The 15,142-nt window shown below is 42.2% G+C and carries 14 protein-coding genes; 8 read left to right on the top strand and 6 right to left on the bottom strand.

What is annotated here, in order from left to right; translation table 11 throughout:
• Positions 1 to 143 precede the first annotated feature (143 nt).
• The 5 genes from L4D12_RS21860 to L4D12_RS21840 form a co-directional block, all read right to left on the bottom strand.
• Positions 144 to 980 (bottom strand): MurR/RpiR family transcriptional regulator, encoded by an 837-nt coding sequence (locus tag L4D12_RS21860; protein WP_428449964.1) that lies wholly within the window; start codon positions 978 to 980, stop codon positions 144 to 146.
• Between the two features lie 183 nt (positions 981 to 1,163).
• A complete protein-coding gene (locus tag L4D12_RS21855; RefSeq protein ID WP_428449945.1) occupies positions 1,164 to 2,447 on the bottom strand; it encodes a TRAP transporter large permease in 1,284 nt (427 codons plus the stop codon).
• Between the two features lie 8 nt (positions 2,448 to 2,455).
• Positions 2,456 to 2,965, bottom strand: a complete 510-nt coding sequence (locus L4D12_RS21850; protein WP_428449944.1) for a TRAP transporter small permease — start codon at positions 2,963 to 2,965, stop codon at positions 2,456 to 2,458.
• A gap of 44 nt (positions 2,966 to 3,009) precedes the next feature.
• A complete protein-coding gene (locus L4D12_RS21845) occupies positions 3,010 to 3,975 on the bottom strand; it encodes a sialic acid TRAP transporter substrate-binding protein SiaP (RefSeq protein WP_428449943.1) in 966 nt (321 codons plus the stop codon).
• 459 nt (positions 3,976 to 4,434) lie between these two features.
• The gene (locus L4D12_RS21840; protein WP_428449942.1) at positions 4,435 to 4,797 is read right to left on the bottom strand and encodes a glutaredoxin family protein; all 363 of its coding nucleotides are present in this window, start codon (positions 4,795 to 4,797) and stop codon (positions 4,435 to 4,437) included.
• A 299-nt stretch (positions 4,798 to 5,096) separates the two neighbouring features.
• Here L4D12_RS21840 and L4D12_RS21835 point away from each other — a divergent pair, with 299 nt between their 5' ends.
• The 8 genes from L4D12_RS21835 (at position 5,097) to L4D12_RS21800 (ending at position 13,482) form a co-directional block, all read left to right on the top strand.
• The gene (locus tag L4D12_RS21835; RefSeq protein ID WP_428449941.1) at positions 5,097 to 6,098 is read left to right on the top strand and encodes a response regulator; all 1,002 of its coding nucleotides are present in this window, start codon (positions 5,097 to 5,099) and stop codon (positions 6,096 to 6,098) included.
• Between the two features lie 35 nt (positions 6,099 to 6,133).
• A complete protein-coding gene (locus L4D12_RS21830) occupies positions 6,134 to 7,066 on the top strand; it encodes a sensor domain-containing diguanylate cyclase (protein ID WP_428449963.1) in 933 nt (310 codons plus the stop codon).
• A gap of 185 nt (positions 7,067 to 7,251) precedes the next feature.
• Complete coding sequence (locus L4D12_RS21825) at positions 7,252 to 7,599, top strand: DUF3802 family protein (protein WP_428449940.1); 348 nt, start codon at positions 7,252 to 7,254, stop codon at positions 7,597 to 7,599.
• Between the two features lie 104 nt (positions 7,600 to 7,703).
• On the top strand, positions 7,704 to 8,423 hold the full coding sequence (locus tag L4D12_RS21820; RefSeq protein ID WP_428449939.1) for a tRNA-uridine aminocarboxypropyltransferase: 720 nt from the start codon (positions 7,704 to 7,706) through the stop codon (positions 8,421 to 8,423).
• Between the two features lie 195 nt (positions 8,424 to 8,618).
• Positions 8,619 to 9,533 carry an N-acetylglucosamine kinase gene (nagK, locus tag L4D12_RS21815; protein WP_428449938.1) on the top strand — a complete coding sequence of 305 codons (915 nt, stop codon included), beginning with the start codon at positions 8,619 to 8,621 and terminating at the stop codon, positions 9,531 to 9,533.
• Positions 9,534 to 9,673: 140 nt separating this feature from the next.
• Positions 9,674 to 10,930 carry a DEAD/DEAH box helicase gene (locus tag L4D12_RS21810; protein ID WP_428449937.1) on the top strand — a complete coding sequence of 419 codons (1,257 nt, stop codon included), beginning with the start codon at positions 9,674 to 9,676 and terminating at the stop codon, positions 10,928 to 10,930.
• 256 nt (positions 10,931 to 11,186) lie between these two features.
• Entirely contained in the window at positions 11,187 to 12,491 is a 1,305-nt protein-coding gene (locus tag L4D12_RS21805) for a GGDEF domain-containing protein (RefSeq protein WP_428449936.1), read from the top strand.
• 10 nt (positions 12,492 to 12,501) lie between these two features.
• Positions 12,502 to 13,482: a Gfo/Idh/MocA family protein gene (locus L4D12_RS21800; RefSeq protein ID WP_428449935.1), complete on the top strand. Its 981-nt coding sequence runs from the start codon at positions 12,502 to 12,504 to the stop codon at positions 13,480 to 13,482.
• Positions 13,483 to 13,575: 93 nt separating this feature from the next.
• Here L4D12_RS21800 and L4D12_RS21795 read toward each other — a convergent pair whose 3' ends face one another.
• Positions 13,576 to 14,946 (bottom strand): SLC13 family permease, encoded by a 1,371-nt coding sequence (locus L4D12_RS21795; RefSeq protein ID WP_428449934.1) that lies wholly within the window; start codon positions 14,944 to 14,946, stop codon positions 13,576 to 13,578.
• Between the last annotated feature and the right edge of the window lie 196 nt (positions 14,947 to 15,142).

Genomic DNA, 15,142 nt, shown 5'->3' with positions numbered 1-15,142 from the left:
GAATGGCTGAGAATCGCCATTTATGTATGACACAGCAAAAAAATAAAATTCTCCTAAAATATATTGTTGGTGAAAATAATCTTCATGGGTGTTGTTTAAAAAACCCACGCCGTGGTGGGTCATTTATTGCCATGTTGTCAGTCTTAATTAGTCAGTAGTGGCATAACAACTTCCGCTGTTTCTAATACTGATTCAGAATATTCAGGGTAGCGCTCAAGTAGGCGATTGATTAATACATCAACGAGTAACAACGCCCCAACTTTCGATGAAAATGCTCCACCGGTTAGCGGGCCTTCTGGCCTTGCAGCGACTAGCATTTCCGTTGAAATGGCCGATAACGGGCTGTGGCTAATGTTTGTTAGTGAGACCACTGGAATATTGCGGCGAAAAGCCTGTTTCGCCGCATGAATGACTTCCTTTGTTGATCCTGAGCTGGAGACAGGAAACCACAAATCACCGTCTCCACCACGCACGGCATTCATAGCGGCAAGGTGCGTGTCTTCGTACATGGTGACTTTCTTGCCAATACGGATCAATCTGAAGGCAAGATAGCGCCCAACGATACTTGATGCCCCAACTCCAACACAGCTTATAAACTTAGCCTCATGTACCAAGGTACAGATCCGCTCCAGTGACTTACGGTCAATCAGTTTTGCGGTGTCTTGCAAACTGGCTATCGCATTGTGAGCAGAGATGTCGCAAATATCACCTTCAGTAACATCACGTTCTACACTGGCTGTTTGGCTCAGCTCAATGGCAAGCGCCATACGAAAATCAGAGTACCCTTTGTAACCCATATCTCGGCATAACCGAATGACGGTTGCTTCGCTGGTCTCTGTTTTTCTAGCCAGATCAGTAATGGTTTGAAATTGCACTTCATGTGCATTTTCAAGGATATAGTTTGCAACAATTTGTAATTTTTTACTGAGTGGTTCGATATTCGAACGTAATCTTACCAGTAGATTGTTTGGCGAGCCCATATACAGCCTCATCTCATTTTTCTATGCTGGATCAAAAATATCAAAGTCGGTGTAGTTTTTACACATTTACCTGCGATTGCAGTAATATTTACAGTTACTTGAAGCAAATACGATTAACGGCCCTGCGCTACCACATTGTGATGTTGTCAGCCAGAACATGATGCACTGGCTGACAAAGATGCATTACAGACCATAACCTAACAGCATTTGTGGTAGGAACAGAGTGAATTGCGGGAAAATGGCAATCAGGGCAAGCACGATAAAGAGTGGTACGAGTAATGGCAACACCCCGCGTGTGAGTACATGGAATGGAATATCACCCACTCGAGAGACAACATATAAGGCCATCCCCATAGGGGGGGTTAAGATACCGATCATCAAGTTAAGAATGGCCATCACACCAAAATGAACCGGATCAATACCAACTGCCGCAGCGACGGGAACCAAGAATGGAACCAATAAGAGTAAAAGGGCCAGAGATTCAATAAAGGTGCCTAAAAAAAGCAGCAGTAAGTTAATCAGCAGCAAAAGGATCAGAGGGTTATCACTGATAGTCAGGAAGTAGTCAGCCAGCATTTGAGGGAGTTGCTCTCGGGCGACAATCCAGCCGAAAACCGTCACTCCCATGACCATCAATGCGACAACGGCAGTGGTATTTACGGTCTCTTTTAAGATTTCAACAAACCCCGAAAATGTCAGCTGCTTATAGACGATGGTGCCTAAAAATAGTGCATAAAGAGAGGAGACGACAGCCGCTTCAGTCGGGGTGAATTTTCCAGAGAAAATACCACCAATGATGATTACCGGGGTTAAAAGCGACAAAAATGCTTCTTTGAGAGATTTAAGTTGTTCACGTCGACTTGCGCGGGGCAAAGTCATGTAGCCCCGTTTTTTACAAATGAAATAACTCATGATCATCAATGCGACACAGCATAATAGACCGGGAATGGCCCCTGCCAAAAATAGCGCACCAATCGACGTATTCGACACCACGCCATAAATGACCAATGGAACAGAGGGAGGAACCAGTGGGCCAATGATGCAAGATGCCGCGGTTAAGCCTCCAGCGAAATCATCATCGTATTTTGCATCACGCATGGATTTAATTTCTAACTGGCCTAAACCACCTGCATCCGCGAGCGCAGATCCTGACATGCCAGAAAAGAGCAAACTTGCCATGATATTTACATGACCAAGGCTCCCCGTGATATGGCCTACCATAGCTTTAGCAAAATTAAATATACGCTCAGTGATCCCCGCACTATTCATCAAATGCCCAGTTAAGACGAAAAAAGGCACCGCCAGCAACGTAAAGTTATCCAGACCGCCAATCATTTGCTGAGCAGCAAAGTTAATCCCGGTACTTCCTGTGATTAATAAAAAGACCAATGCAACAAAAATTAAAGAGAAACCAACGGGCATTCCCGCAAAGAGAAGTGCTAACCAGCCAAAAATTGACCCTGTCATAACGAATCCTACCTTTCAATAGTTTGAGGGCTTTGAGTTGTCGTTTCCTCATTACACTGACGGAACTCATTAGCAATACTGAATAGTTTTTGAAGCTGACGGAACATCATGAATATGCCACCTATCGGTAAGGCGTAAGTCATCCATTTATTGGAGATGCCAAGTGTGATTAATTCAAAAAAAGCGGTTCGTTGAACATGTTGATATCCGAGAATAATGATAGCGAATATAGAAATTAATACTGCACACTCTAAGGCAAATACCAATGCAATTCGGATTTTTACAGGTAGCTTGTCGGAGAAAAATGTAATGTTGACGTGCGATCCTTTCTTGATTGCAATGGCACAACCAATGAGTGACATATACAAAAAAAGGATACGAGCGAGTTCTTCACTCCACAGTGAGGGATCATTTAACAGCCAGCGCGTGCCAATTTGCCAGGTTAAAATAGCCAGCAATATTGCCATTAACGGTACAGTAATGATCTCTTCGATATTATCAATAATCTTACGCAGCATAATGAGGCTCCAAGGCTGGCACAAAATGGCCAGCCATATTCAGGTTACATATTCGCGAGTTTGTTCACCAAAGGCGTGCCGACTTTCTTATCAAAATCACGGTATAAAGGCTCCATAGCTTGACGGAATGGGGTCAGTTCCGGTTTTGTTACCGTGATACCTTCAGCTTCAAAGAAGGCGACTAATTCCGCTTCTTGTTTCTTGACTGATGCAGTATGGGCTGCCCCCGCTTTATTGACGGCGTGAGTAACGATATCGCGTTGCTCTGGTGTCAGTTTTTGCCAGGTTGTTTCCGCTATCAGCACCATTTGATCATTCACGATATGGTTAGTGAGGGCGAGATTGTCTTGTACTTCGTAGAATTTCATCGTTTTGATGGTCGGCAATGGGTTTTCTTGACCATCAACCGCATTGGTTTGCAAGGCTAGGTATACCTCTGAAAATGCCATGGGCGTCGGTGATGCACCAGACAGTTTTGCATAATTCAAATTGGGCTTGGCGTTAGGTACGCGAAGTTTTAGGCCTTTAAAGTCGCTGATGGTTTCAAGTGCGCGGTTAGAGGTGGTTTGACGAGTCCCGTTGTACCAGGTATCAAATGCACGCCAGTTAAATTTGGCTAACATTTCCTCGCGAATATCTTGGCCGAATTGTGAATTAAAAATACGCGTAATGTGTTCGTAATCTTTAACAACGTAGGGAAGTGCGACCGCTTCTGCTCGAGGGATCCAAAGCCCCAATCGACCAAATTCGGTATAGGTCAGATCTAAATCTCCCATTGTTAATTGCTGCATCATTGCACGGTCATCGCCCAATTGTGCACTTGGGTAAATAGCGACATTCATTTCGCCGTTACTCATTTCTGCCACTGTATCAGCAAGTAATTTGGCAGAGGTATACTCAACGGAACCAACGGAAGCTTGAAGGCCCATTTTTAGCGTTGTTTCAGCTTGCGATGACAGAGTAAATCCGACAGTCAGTATAGCGATGGTTATTTTATTGATAGTTTTCATATTCATCCCTTTTGTCGTTCTATACCGGAATTCCATGGTTGAAACTAATTTTTATTCCATGTGAAGAAAATCTTCATCATGATTATTATTTCTATGGAGAATATTTTCAAATTAAGTTTTTACAAAATGTGACAGCGAACAAAATTACTCAGCGAGCTCTATCAAGCAGGCCTAGAGTCGATGATAAAAGGTGATTTTCGTCGCTGCAGCATGAAAATGAAAAAATAAGGGACAGTGTTAACTTGATATAGATAAAGTGATATATGTCATTGTTTGAAAGAGAGATCACATTCGTCGGAAATGGTGAATGTGGGGATATGAGTATTTTTGATGTACAGGTAAGAAACAATGCATAGCGTTTGATGCGGTATGATGGTAATGGAGGTGTGATGCGACACCACACTCCGATATTTAATGCATCGATACTAGCTGTAATCTATTCGAGGAGATTTAGAATAGTTAATGTGAAAATCGCTCTTCGAGGTAGGCAATAATATCATTGGATTCGTACATCCATGTTACTTCGCCTGATGTTTGCTGAATACGAAGACAAGGGACTTTACGTTTACCCCCTCCTTCAACTAGGGCTTTTCCATGTTCATTTTGCTTCGCATCGACAGTCGATAAAGGCAGGTTGAGTCGTTTTGCGGCTCGACGGACTTTTACGCAAAATGGGCATGATTCAAACTGGTAGAGTGTGATGGCTTGTAGTGCTTGATTGACCCGCTGTTGTTCTTGAGCTTCCCGCTGAAGTGCCTTAGGTGAAAAAAGAGCATTGAGAAGTAAGATCAGCTTTCCAAGTACCAGTCGGATAAACGTCATATTGAGACTTCCTTATAGTGATTTTATTCACAAAATACCTTAAACGCTTTGATATTGCGAATTTAGCTGACCAAGAGATCTCAAGCTAACTTGGGTATATGGCATAATAATGTTGAGTACTAATAGATAATCGGACCTTGGTTGTTGCAAGGGTATGGGATGGCGGTAATAGCAATGCAACTATTTATTAAAAAGACGATCTACTTCACTTAGTCAGTAATTTCGAGTGACTCTCAATGTAAATATTCTGCAAATTCATTATCATTGATGCGATTTATTGACTGAAAAGGCATTAGGCCGTGCTGGAAAACAAAGCCATTCTAATTTGTGATGATTCACCGTTAGTCCACAAAGCAATGTCCAAGTACCTTGCATGCCTTGATGGCGCAACGTTGTATTTTGCTGAAAATGGTATGCAAGCTATAGATTTCTTGAGAGCAAGAAAAATAGATGTGCTTTTTTTAGACCTTACCATGCCAGTTATGGATGGTTTTGAAGTATTGCAGCAGATTCCGGAGAATGCCCATTCAACGGAAGTGATTGTTTTATCAGCTGATGTTCAGAAACAAGCAATAGAGCGTTGTATTTCATACGGTGCTAATCACTTCCTGCCGAAGCCTTTTAATCAAAGTCAATTACTTAATACGCTAGAACATTTTGGTATTTATCAAAAAGAGGTAAATAGCATTGATTTGTTCAATGATAGCGATGAGCTCTTTGTTCATTCAGATCGTGATCATTATCTGACAGCGTTTAAGGAAATAGCGAATGTCGCCCTAGGGCGCGGAGCCGCCATTATCTCTGATCACTTCGGTGAATTTATTAAAATGCCATTACCCAATGTAGCGATGCTTACAGCGGGTGAGTTAGCGATGGCAATTAATGCGATTAAAGAAAAAAACAATTCAGCCGCGATAGCTCAGCGTTTTGTTGGCGGTGGTATTCATGGCGAAGCGTTAGTATGCCTGCATGGTGAAGATATTAAAACGTTTGGACACCGACTTGGTTTTAGCGAAGTGGATGAACAAAAAAGTGAAGTTGTGATTGATATTGCCAATCTCATGGTTTCGTCGTTTCTTGTCTCATTATCAGAACAAATGAATATTCCATTTTCAGTTCGCCAACCTATTTTAATGGAAGACTATATGGTACTGAAAGAGCGTGAATGTGAGCAAGAGGCGCTGTTTACCGTTGAGTATCGTTATAAATCTGAATTACTGGATGTTGATTGTGATGTGTTGTTTATGATGGATAATAACTCAACACTGGTACTAAAACGTATTATGGAGACCTTGTATTGAATAGCCCTGAGAATTTAACGGATTTTCATTTAACTATGCAGGTCATTGATAATATTGATGCCGGTGTTGTGATGCTTGATAGGAATTATCAGGTAATGTCATGGAATACATTTATGCAGGCATACAGTGGGATTCGAGTTGATCAAATTATGGGTAAAAACCTGTTTGAAGTCATCCCTGAACTACCTGCTGAATGGCTGAAGAGTAAAATAGAGTCAACATTTAAATTAGGGATGCGATCATTTAGTTGCTGGGAAGATCGGCCAAATATCTTTAATTTTACTAATTTTAGCCCTGTAACGGGTGGCTCAACAAATATGTACCAGAACTTAATTTTGACACCATTGAAATCTCTTAATGGTGATTATAGCCATATATGTTTAACGTTAACTGATGTGTCAGATATAGCAAAAAATAAGACCCACCTGCGTGAATCAAATGCGCAGTTGACTCATTTGAGCATGATGGATCGCCTCACGCAATTATATAACCGAGGTCATTGGGAGTGTTGTCTTTCAGACGGTTTTGATCACTGTCGCCAGACTTCTCAGCCATCCAGCCTGGTGATGTTAGATATCGATCATTTTAAGAAAGTGAATGATACTCATGGTCACATGATAGGAGATGCAGTGATCAGAAATATTTCCAACATACTGCGCAAAACCAAGCGGCACAGTGATATGGCTGGACGGTATGGCGGTGAAGAATTTGGTGTCATTTTACCTGCCACCTCCTCAGATCATGCTCAATACTTTACGGACAGGTTACGTACAAGGGTCGAAGCATCGATAGTCACAGTAGATACCAAGCCGGTTACTGTGACAATTAGCCTTGGAATTTGTGAGTGGGCGCCCTGGATGAAGAGCTATGAGCAGTGGCTCGAATGTACTGATCATGCGCTGTATCAATCAAAACAAAAAGGACGCAATCGATGCACCGTATATCAGCCCATCCATTCTGGTATATAAAATCAGCATGATAACGAGTTGGTGTAGATGATAATTTGGTATAGACACGATAGAGCATTGTAATTTTAGCGATTTATTTTAGAATGTTGGGATCATGGATATCAAGGTATATACCTTGAGGGTTTGCTTGGCATGGTTGCCAGAACCCGATTGATTTTTTATATTCAATACGAGTTAATAACATTATGGTTGTAGAGTCTGAAGGTTATCACGCCCTAATCGAGTATTTTACTGAGCATCTATCTCTGTTTGAGAAGGCAGCGACAGAAAGCTGTAACGAAACGGTTGAAGACGTTGTAACAGATATGATTGCAACTAATTTGATGGCGGTGTTTTCTCAAAACCCTGATTTAGATTCCGATTTCCGTTTTAAGTTGTTGCAAGAAGCGGATTCTGTGATGGATGATCTGAACGAAGTGCTGGCGAGTGCATGGACACGTAGCCCAACAAATGAACAAGTTGTTTTTCTAGAAGATTATGTAGGATTGGTTAAAAACCTGTTTGATAGTGCGATTAGTCAACATATTCAATAACGCCCTCTGATTGCAGATCAATTGAACACGTTTATCGATAATGATTGCAACCAGTCATGACGCCAGTACAATGCTGGCGTTTTTGTTATTAGGTTATAGTTGTTATGCGTATTCATGCTGTTCATACATTATACGATGAGCGTTTAGCTCGTTCTACCCGTCCTTTTCTTGCGCGCGGGGGGAAAGTTGAGCGCTGTGGGTACTGCATGTTGCGAACACATTTGTGCATCTGTGCCAATAAACCTGACATCGATTCAAATGCTGCCTTTTTGCTGGTGATGTACGATGATGAAGTGCTGAAACCGAGTAACACAGGCCGGTTAATCGCCGATCTCTTCAAAGATACGTACGCCTACATTTGGTCTCGAACTGAGCCCAATGCCGAAATGCTGACATTATTAGCGGATCCTCAATGGCAGCCCTATGTTGTCTTTCCTGCCGAATATGCAGAGCCAGAGCGTGTTGCGGCAGAGGTTAAAGTTGAAAGTGGTAAGCGACCGCTATTTATTATGCTTGATGGTAGCTGGGCAGAAGCAAAGAAAATGTTTCGCAAGAGCCCATATATTAACCATTTCCCTGTGTTATCAATCAATCCTGAGAAACCATCACGCTATAAAGTACGTGAAGCCTCGAAAGAAAATCAGCTGGGTACAGCCGAAGTGGCCGCACGTATTATCGATCTTTATGGTGAGCAGAAAAATGCAGATGTGCTTGATTTGTGGTTTGACGTGTTTCGTGAAAATTACATTACAGGCAAAATGAACCGGTTATTGCCGGAAGAGAGTTCAATAGAACAACTTCGTACGTACATGGTTAATTATTAAGCAAATATTGGCTTTAATAGTAGATACAGACCACCTTGATACGTAATATTTCATCGTATTTTGGTGGCTATTTCAACAAACTCGAATATTCATCAGCTAAACCCTTTTAAATTGGCCTTGCATCACAGTCTGTAGGTGTAGATGTGTGGATAATTTTTTCAGTTTTGTTTTTGTTTGATTTTCGGAGAGTGCAGGATGTACTACGGCTTTGATGTAGGAGGCACCAAGATTGAATTTGGTGCGTTTAATGAGAAACTGGAGCGAGTAGCGACGGAGCGTGTTCCTACTCCGGGTGATGATTACGACCAGTTAGTCGATGTATTAGTCTCTATTATTGAAAAAGCGGATCAAGCGTTTTCTTGTGAGGGTCATGTTGGTATCGGCATCCCTGGCATTGAAGATGCGGAAGATGGTACGTTGCTGACGTCTAATATTCCTGCGGGTATGGGACGAACCCTTCGTAAAGATCTTGAAGCTCGATTAGGCCGCCGTGTTGAAATTGATAATGATGCCAACTGTTTTGCGTTATCTGAAGCGTGGGATGAGAGTCTTCAAGGTGAAAAATCGGTACTAGGGCTCATTCTTGGTACAGGATTTGGTGGTGGCCTTGTGTTTGATGGGCAAGTTTTCTCTGGTAAAAATCACGTTGCTGGTGAACTCGGTCATGCGCGACTACCGATTGATGCATGGTTTCACTTAGGTGAGAATGCACCGTTATTTGATTGTGGCTGTTCGCAGAAAGGGTGTATTGACAACTATTTATCCGGTCGTGGTTTTGAGCAGTTATATGCGCACTACTATGGTGAGAAGCTGAAAGCCATTGAAATCATTAAGCGACATGCAGAAGGTGAAGCCAAAGCGGTTGAGCATGTTGATCGCTTTATGGAGCTATTAGCCATTTGTTTAGCGAACTTGCTAACGGGTCTTGACCCTCACGCTGTAGTGTTAGGCGGTGGTCTATCAAATTTTGAGCTTATTTACAGTGAGTTACCAAAACGCTTGCCTAAGCATTTGCTTTCTGTTGCTCGTGTGCCAAAAATATTAAAAGCCAAACACGGTGATGCGGGAGGGGTACGCGGCGCGGCATTCCTCAATATCACTAAGCAATAATAGCGTTTATGATGAAAAGCACTGCCATTGTGCGGTGCTTTTTCTTTTTCATGAATATACCTCAGCGACCGCAAGACGCACGTTAATCTTGAGCTAGCTTGGATATAGATAAATTTGATAGAATCCGGGCTCTTAATATAATGCCGGAACCATTCATGTCTTTCCTCTCTTTAGGCTTACAAAGCCAACTCGTTGATATTGTATCCGATTTGGGATTTAAAGAGCCAACCCCTGTTCAGCAACAGGCGATTCCTATGATACTTGCTGGCCATGACGTGCTGGCTGGGGCTCAGACGGGAACCGGTAAAACAGCTGCATTTGGCCTTCCTGTTATCCAGCAGCTACTTGAAAAGCCATTAGCAGAGCGAAGTAATAAGCAGATTCGGGCGCTTATTCTGACCCCAACTCGTGAGCTGGCTCAGCAAGTGTTTGATACCCTTTGCAGTTACAGCAAAGATTTAGATATAAAACCCGCGGTAGCATATGGCGGTACTAGCATGAATGTGCAGGTTAAAGCCATTCGTGACGGTGCGGATATCTTAGTTGCTACACCGGGGCGTTTACTTGATCATGCCCATGTTGGCACGGTGGATTTACGAAATGTTGAGTTTTTGGTCTTAGATGAAGCTGATCGTATGCTTGATATGGGCTTTATCGATGATATAAAGCGTATTATGCGTCGGATGAAAACAACGCGCCAAACCCTGTTTTTTTCTGCAACGTTTGGTAAGCAGGTGAAGAAGCTGGCTTATGATATTTTGACTGAACCAAAGTTAATTGAAGTTACGCCCGCTAACACAACGGCAGTTACGGTTGAACAGATGGTGTATCCGGTTGATAAGCATCGTAAACGTGAACTACTGGCTTATTTAATTGGTTCAAGAAACTGGCAGCAGGTTTTAGTTTTTACCAAAACGAAGCAAGGATCTGACGAATTAGCTAAAGAGCTGGGTAAAGATGGTATCAAAGCTGCCTCTATTAATGGTGATAAAAGTCAAGGTGCTCGTCAACGCGCTCTGGATGATTTTAAATCAGGTAAGGTACGCGTCTTAGTGGCTACTGACGTTGCTGCACGTGGTTTAGATATTGAACAGCTAGAGTATGTCGTGAATTTTGACATGCCATTTAAAGCGGAAGATTATGTTCACCGTATTGGTCGAACAGGTCGTGCTGGTCTTACGGGTCATGCTATTTCGTTGATGAGTATCGACGAAGAGTGGGCATTAAAAGCGATTGAGGATTTACTGGATAAAAAATTGCCTCAACAATGGTTGGAAGGGTATGAGCCTGATCCAACCATTGCCCCTCCAGATCATTTGCGACGTGGACGTTCTAGTGAAAAACGTCGGGCTAAAGCAAAACATAAAATACATAAGAACCGAGGACGACGTAGTTAGCGACAATTTGAATACAAATGTTAAGCATCATTGATAATGATGCTTAACATTAAATTTGCGTTAATTTGCAGAAAATGTGATAGGTTAAATGGATTTATAAACTGGCTTTTTCATTAATAAAATACAGCTTGGTCTTAGAATAGCATTCTGATAATGTTTCAAAATGTATCTAAGGCGCTGGTTTCAATCGAATAAATTGAATTTTATAGCAAAAGCTATTCGGTGTGATTTGTTTTTATTATTCATAGGTGTTTTCGTGGATCAATTGAGGCGACGGTTACGATATACCGCATACGCATTATTATCTTTTTCGTTTGTTTCTTATTTATGTTATGCGTTAGGTGGGTTTAATACTGAATATACTATTGATGCTAAAAATGCATATTTTTCCAGTATCGATGACAGTTCTCAAGGTGGCAACTCTGTATCTGAAATTGATATCAGTGGTCATTCTATTGTTCTCAATTGTGAGCTTAAAGATAAAGGACGCTGGCCATTTTGCGAAATAGCTATTGATTTAAGTAAAAAAATGAAGGGGTTAGATCTGACAAATTACCATTCAGTTGGTATTGACATTGACTACTTCAGCCCTGTTGAGGGTGAACGCCTTCGTATTTATCTACGGAACTTTGACCCAAGCTACTCTAGTTCTGATGATCCTGTTTCACTTAAATTTAATGCTATAGAGTATGCGCCAGGTGATGGTTTACATATTATACCCCTGAAGTCTTTTCAGGTTTTATCATGGTGGATTGCTGAATATAAATTGCCAGTAGAAAAGGCTGGGCCACAGTTAGACAATATTTTGCAAATCGAAATTGCGACAGGCAGTTATGTTAAGCATGCAAAATATTCCATGCGATTGAATAAGTTAGTATTCTACGGGCAGTGGATGACGGAATCTATGCTGCTACGTATTAATATGATGCTTTGGATGTTAGCGGCGGTTTTCTTTCTTGTGATAGAGCGACGCCGATTAGATCACCAGCTACAGGAAGTGGTTGCTAAGGCCGAATACTTAAAAGATGTGAATGATAGTCTTTATCAGCAGTCATTAGTGTTCGAAGAAATGGCTTATACAGACAGTTTGACGGGAGCGCAAAATCGCCATGCGGTAGACAGTTGGCTTAATGATATTATTTCGTTCTCACGATTGAACTGTCATGCGTTTTCCATGGTATATCTTGATATTGATTTCTTTAAAAAAATTAACGATACCTTAGGTCACCATGGGGGCGATGAGGTACTAAAAGAGTTTGCTCGCGTTTTAAATTTGCGTTCCCGTAAAACAGATGTCGTTGTGCGTTGGGGGGGCGAAGAGTTTATTATCTTTTGTCCTGCCACTGATTTGCGTGGTGCGAGAGAGTTTGCAGAACTGATTCGAGAGATCATTGAAAGTTATCAGTGGCGGAATAATTTAGCCATCACCTGTAGTATCGGTGTGGCAGAATATCAGCCTGATGAAAGTATTGACTCTTTTATTCAGCGAGCGGACAGTGCTTTGTACAAAGCTAAACGATCAGGGCGTAATCGGGTAGAGATTGAATCTAAAATTCAATAAGGATAAAAATATGATTCGCTTGGGTGTTATTGGGACCAATTGGATTACCGACCGATTTATTGCCGCTGCGTTGTCAACGGGAAAATATCAGTTGACTGCAGTGTATTCTCGGCAGTTGGATACCGCAGAGCGGTTTGCTGCCAAGTATCAGGTACGTCATTGCTACGATTCCCTCGAGGAAATGGCTCGGGCTGATGAGCTTGATGCGATCTATATTGCGAGTCCAAACTCTTTACATGCCAGCCAAGCTAAATTGTTTATGCTGCAAGGCAAGCATGTGATTGGTGAAAAACCATTAGCTTCAAACTATACAGAAGTTGAAGAACTTATTGAATTGGCACAGCAAAAGCAGCTGATATTGTTTGAAGCGATGAAAACGGTTTATACCCCTAATTTCGCCATAGTAAAACGCGCATTAGACAAGCTGGGGCGATTACGCAAAGTACATTTTACCTATTGTCAGTATTCATCTCGCTACCAGAAATACCTTGATGGAGACAACCCTAATACCTTTAATCCTGAGTTTTCAAATGGGTCATTGATGGATATCGGCATATATCCATTGAGTTGTGCAATCTCACTGTTCGGTGAGCCGAACAGTATGACTGCTCAGGGCGTATTACTTGACTCGGGGGTCGATGCCCATGGAACCTTGGTTCTCCACTATCGTGATTTTGATGTCACAATTAGCCATTCAAAAGTAAGTGATGGCGTGATCCCGAGTGAAATACAAGGTGAGCAGGGGACACTACTGATTGATTTTATTTCAGAGTGTCGCGGGGTTAGGCTTTATCGTCGGGATGAGCCTGTGGTTGATCTAACTGTTGATCAAGATGAAAACACGATGCGTTATGAGGCCGACATGTTTGCGGATCTTATTATAACCAGCAATACGGCATATGGTGGGTTGCATAGAACGCGTGTTGTGAGTGCCATTATTACCCAAGCCCGTGAAATTATTGGTGTCCGTTATCCGGCAGACCAACACTAACCGGGTATTCGTTTAAAGATGAAACTCACAGAGTAGATTTGTAGAAAGGTGATCATGATGATCACCTTTTTTATGGAAATGAGATAATTAGAATCACCAAAACAGGTATGCGAAAACGGTTAGTACACCGATACATGTCATGTTTAAGTAAATACCCGCTTTCATCATTTCAGATTGCTCAATATGACCAGAGCCAAAAACAATCGCATTTGGCGGCGTGGCAACAGGAAGCATAAAGGCACAAGATGCGGCGACGGCAATCAGTGCCGACAAGAGTACCGGGGATACACCGAGCGCTTCAGCAACCGTTGCAAAAACGGGCACTAAGAGCGCAGCACTGGCTGTGTTACTGGCAAATTCTGTGAGGAACACGACGAAGGCCGCGATGACCAAGATAGTAAAAAAGAGTCCCGCTTGTTCAAGAAAACCACTTAAGCTATGTGCAAGGAATACACTGGTTCCCGTTGCCTTTAGGATGTTACTTAAGCATATTCCACCACCAAATAGTAACAGTACGCCCCAGTCGGTGGATTTTTGAATATCCTTCCATTCAACGACACGAGAAGCGCCAAGCATTACGATTGCGGCTAATGCTACTAAGCTATCAAATTTGCTGAATCCGCCGATGTAGGCATTAATGGGTTTGCTGAATATCCAGAGTAATACGGTTACAGCAAAGATCATCAGAGTGATCAGCTTACCATTACTCCATTCAACAGGTTGATGGTCTAACTCAAAGGTATGTTTTAGATTAGGCTTAAGCATGACGTAGAGTAAGCCAACCGTTATCGGGAGCAAAGTCAGCGAAATAGGGAGGCCAAATGCCATCCATTCAGTGAAACTCAAGCCCACTTCCGCCGCCGCAATCGCATTTGGCGGGCTGCCAACAATCGTTGCTATTCCTCCGATACTGGCGCAATAAGCGATACCGAGTAAGACAAAAACAAATGTACCTCGTTCTTTTTTTGCGTTGACTTTATTAAGCACGCCCAGCACAAGCGGCAACATCATCGCTGTTGTTGCGGTATTACTGATCCACATTGATAGCGCTGCTGTGACGCCAAACAGCATAAACACAGCCACAGACATGCGCCCCTGTGCAATGAGCAGGACTTTATCTGCAATTGCCTTATCGAGTTCTTGTCTATGTAATGCAGCCGCTAGTGCAAAGCCGCCGAGAAATAAGAAAATAATGGGATTAGAAAAACTGCTGAGTGCTTGAGGCGTTTCAAATACACCAAATCCTACTGCGATAATTGGCACAAGCAGTGCGGTAATACTGACATGAAGGGCTTCCGTTAACCACAGAACCGCGACAAAAATCAGTATGCTTAAACCAATAACAACATCATTCTCAAAAGGTAAGGTATTTAGAAGAAGGGTAAAAAGCGCAATGTCGGCCAGTAGAATTAGACTGTTTCGATCTAGAAGCCACTTTCTCAGAGTCATTGATAAGGCTGCCATATTCATTCCTTTAATTTGATTCTAGTTATATTCCAGTCAGTTGAGCACTAACTTTGCGCCAATGTTAACAGTTGTTTTGTTTTTGTTAATATCGACGAGCTCACAGAATCTTCTTTAAATGGGCGAATTATCAGGCGTGTAAACTGGTACCTAAGCAACCTCAAGATGTTCGCTTCATACTAATCACCGTTAGTAA

Source organism: Photobacterium nomapromontoriensis (assembly GCF_050336815.1).
In the GTDB taxonomy this organism is placed as follows: Bacteria; Pseudomonadota; Gammaproteobacteria; order Enterobacterales; family Vibrionaceae; genus Photobacterium; species Photobacterium nomapromontoriensis.
Note: the sequence above shows the minus strand (reverse complement) of the source record. Positions and strands in the feature narration are given on the sequence as shown.

Coding starts and splice junctions, on each gene's coding strand:
- L4D12_RS21810 (WP_428449937.1), top strand. CDS start 9,674: ATGCCGGAACCATTCATGTCTTTCCTCTCTTTAGGCTTACAAAGCCAA.
- L4D12_RS21830 (WP_428449963.1), top strand. CDS start 6,134: ATGCAGGTCATTGATAATATTGATGCCGGTGTTGTGATGCTTGATAGG.
- L4D12_RS21800 (WP_428449935.1), top strand. CDS start 12,502: ATGATTCGCTTGGGTGTTATTGGGACCAATTGGATTACCGACCGATTT.
- L4D12_RS21850 (WP_428449944.1), bottom strand. CDS start 2,965: ATGCTGCGTAAGATTATTGATAATATCGAAGAGATCATTACTGTACCG.
- L4D12_RS21820 (WP_428449939.1), top strand. CDS start 7,704: ATGCGTATTCATGCTGTTCATACATTATACGATGAGCGTTTAGCTCGT.
- L4D12_RS21840 (WP_428449942.1), bottom strand. CDS start 4,797: ATGACGTTTATCCGACTGGTACTTGGAAAGCTGATCTTACTTCTCAAT.
- L4D12_RS21825 (WP_428449940.1), top strand. CDS start 7,252: ATGGTTGTAGAGTCTGAAGGTTATCACGCCCTAATCGAGTATTTTACT.
- nagK (WP_428449938.1), top strand. CDS start 8,619: ATGTACTACGGCTTTGATGTAGGAGGCACCAAGATTGAATTTGGTGCG.
- L4D12_RS21845 (WP_428449943.1), bottom strand. CDS start 3,975: ATGAAAACTATCAATAAAATAACCATCGCTATACTGACTGTCGGATTT.
- L4D12_RS21795 (WP_428449934.1), bottom strand. CDS start 14,946: ATGGCAGCCTTATCAATGACTCTGAGAAAGTGGCTTCTAGATCGAAAC.
- L4D12_RS21860 (WP_428449964.1), bottom strand. CDS start 980: ATGGGCTCGCCAAACAATCTACTGGTAAGATTACGTTCGAATATCGAA.
- L4D12_RS21855 (WP_428449945.1), bottom strand. CDS start 2,447: ATGACAGGGTCAATTTTTGGCTGGTTAGCACTTCTCTTTGCGGGAATG.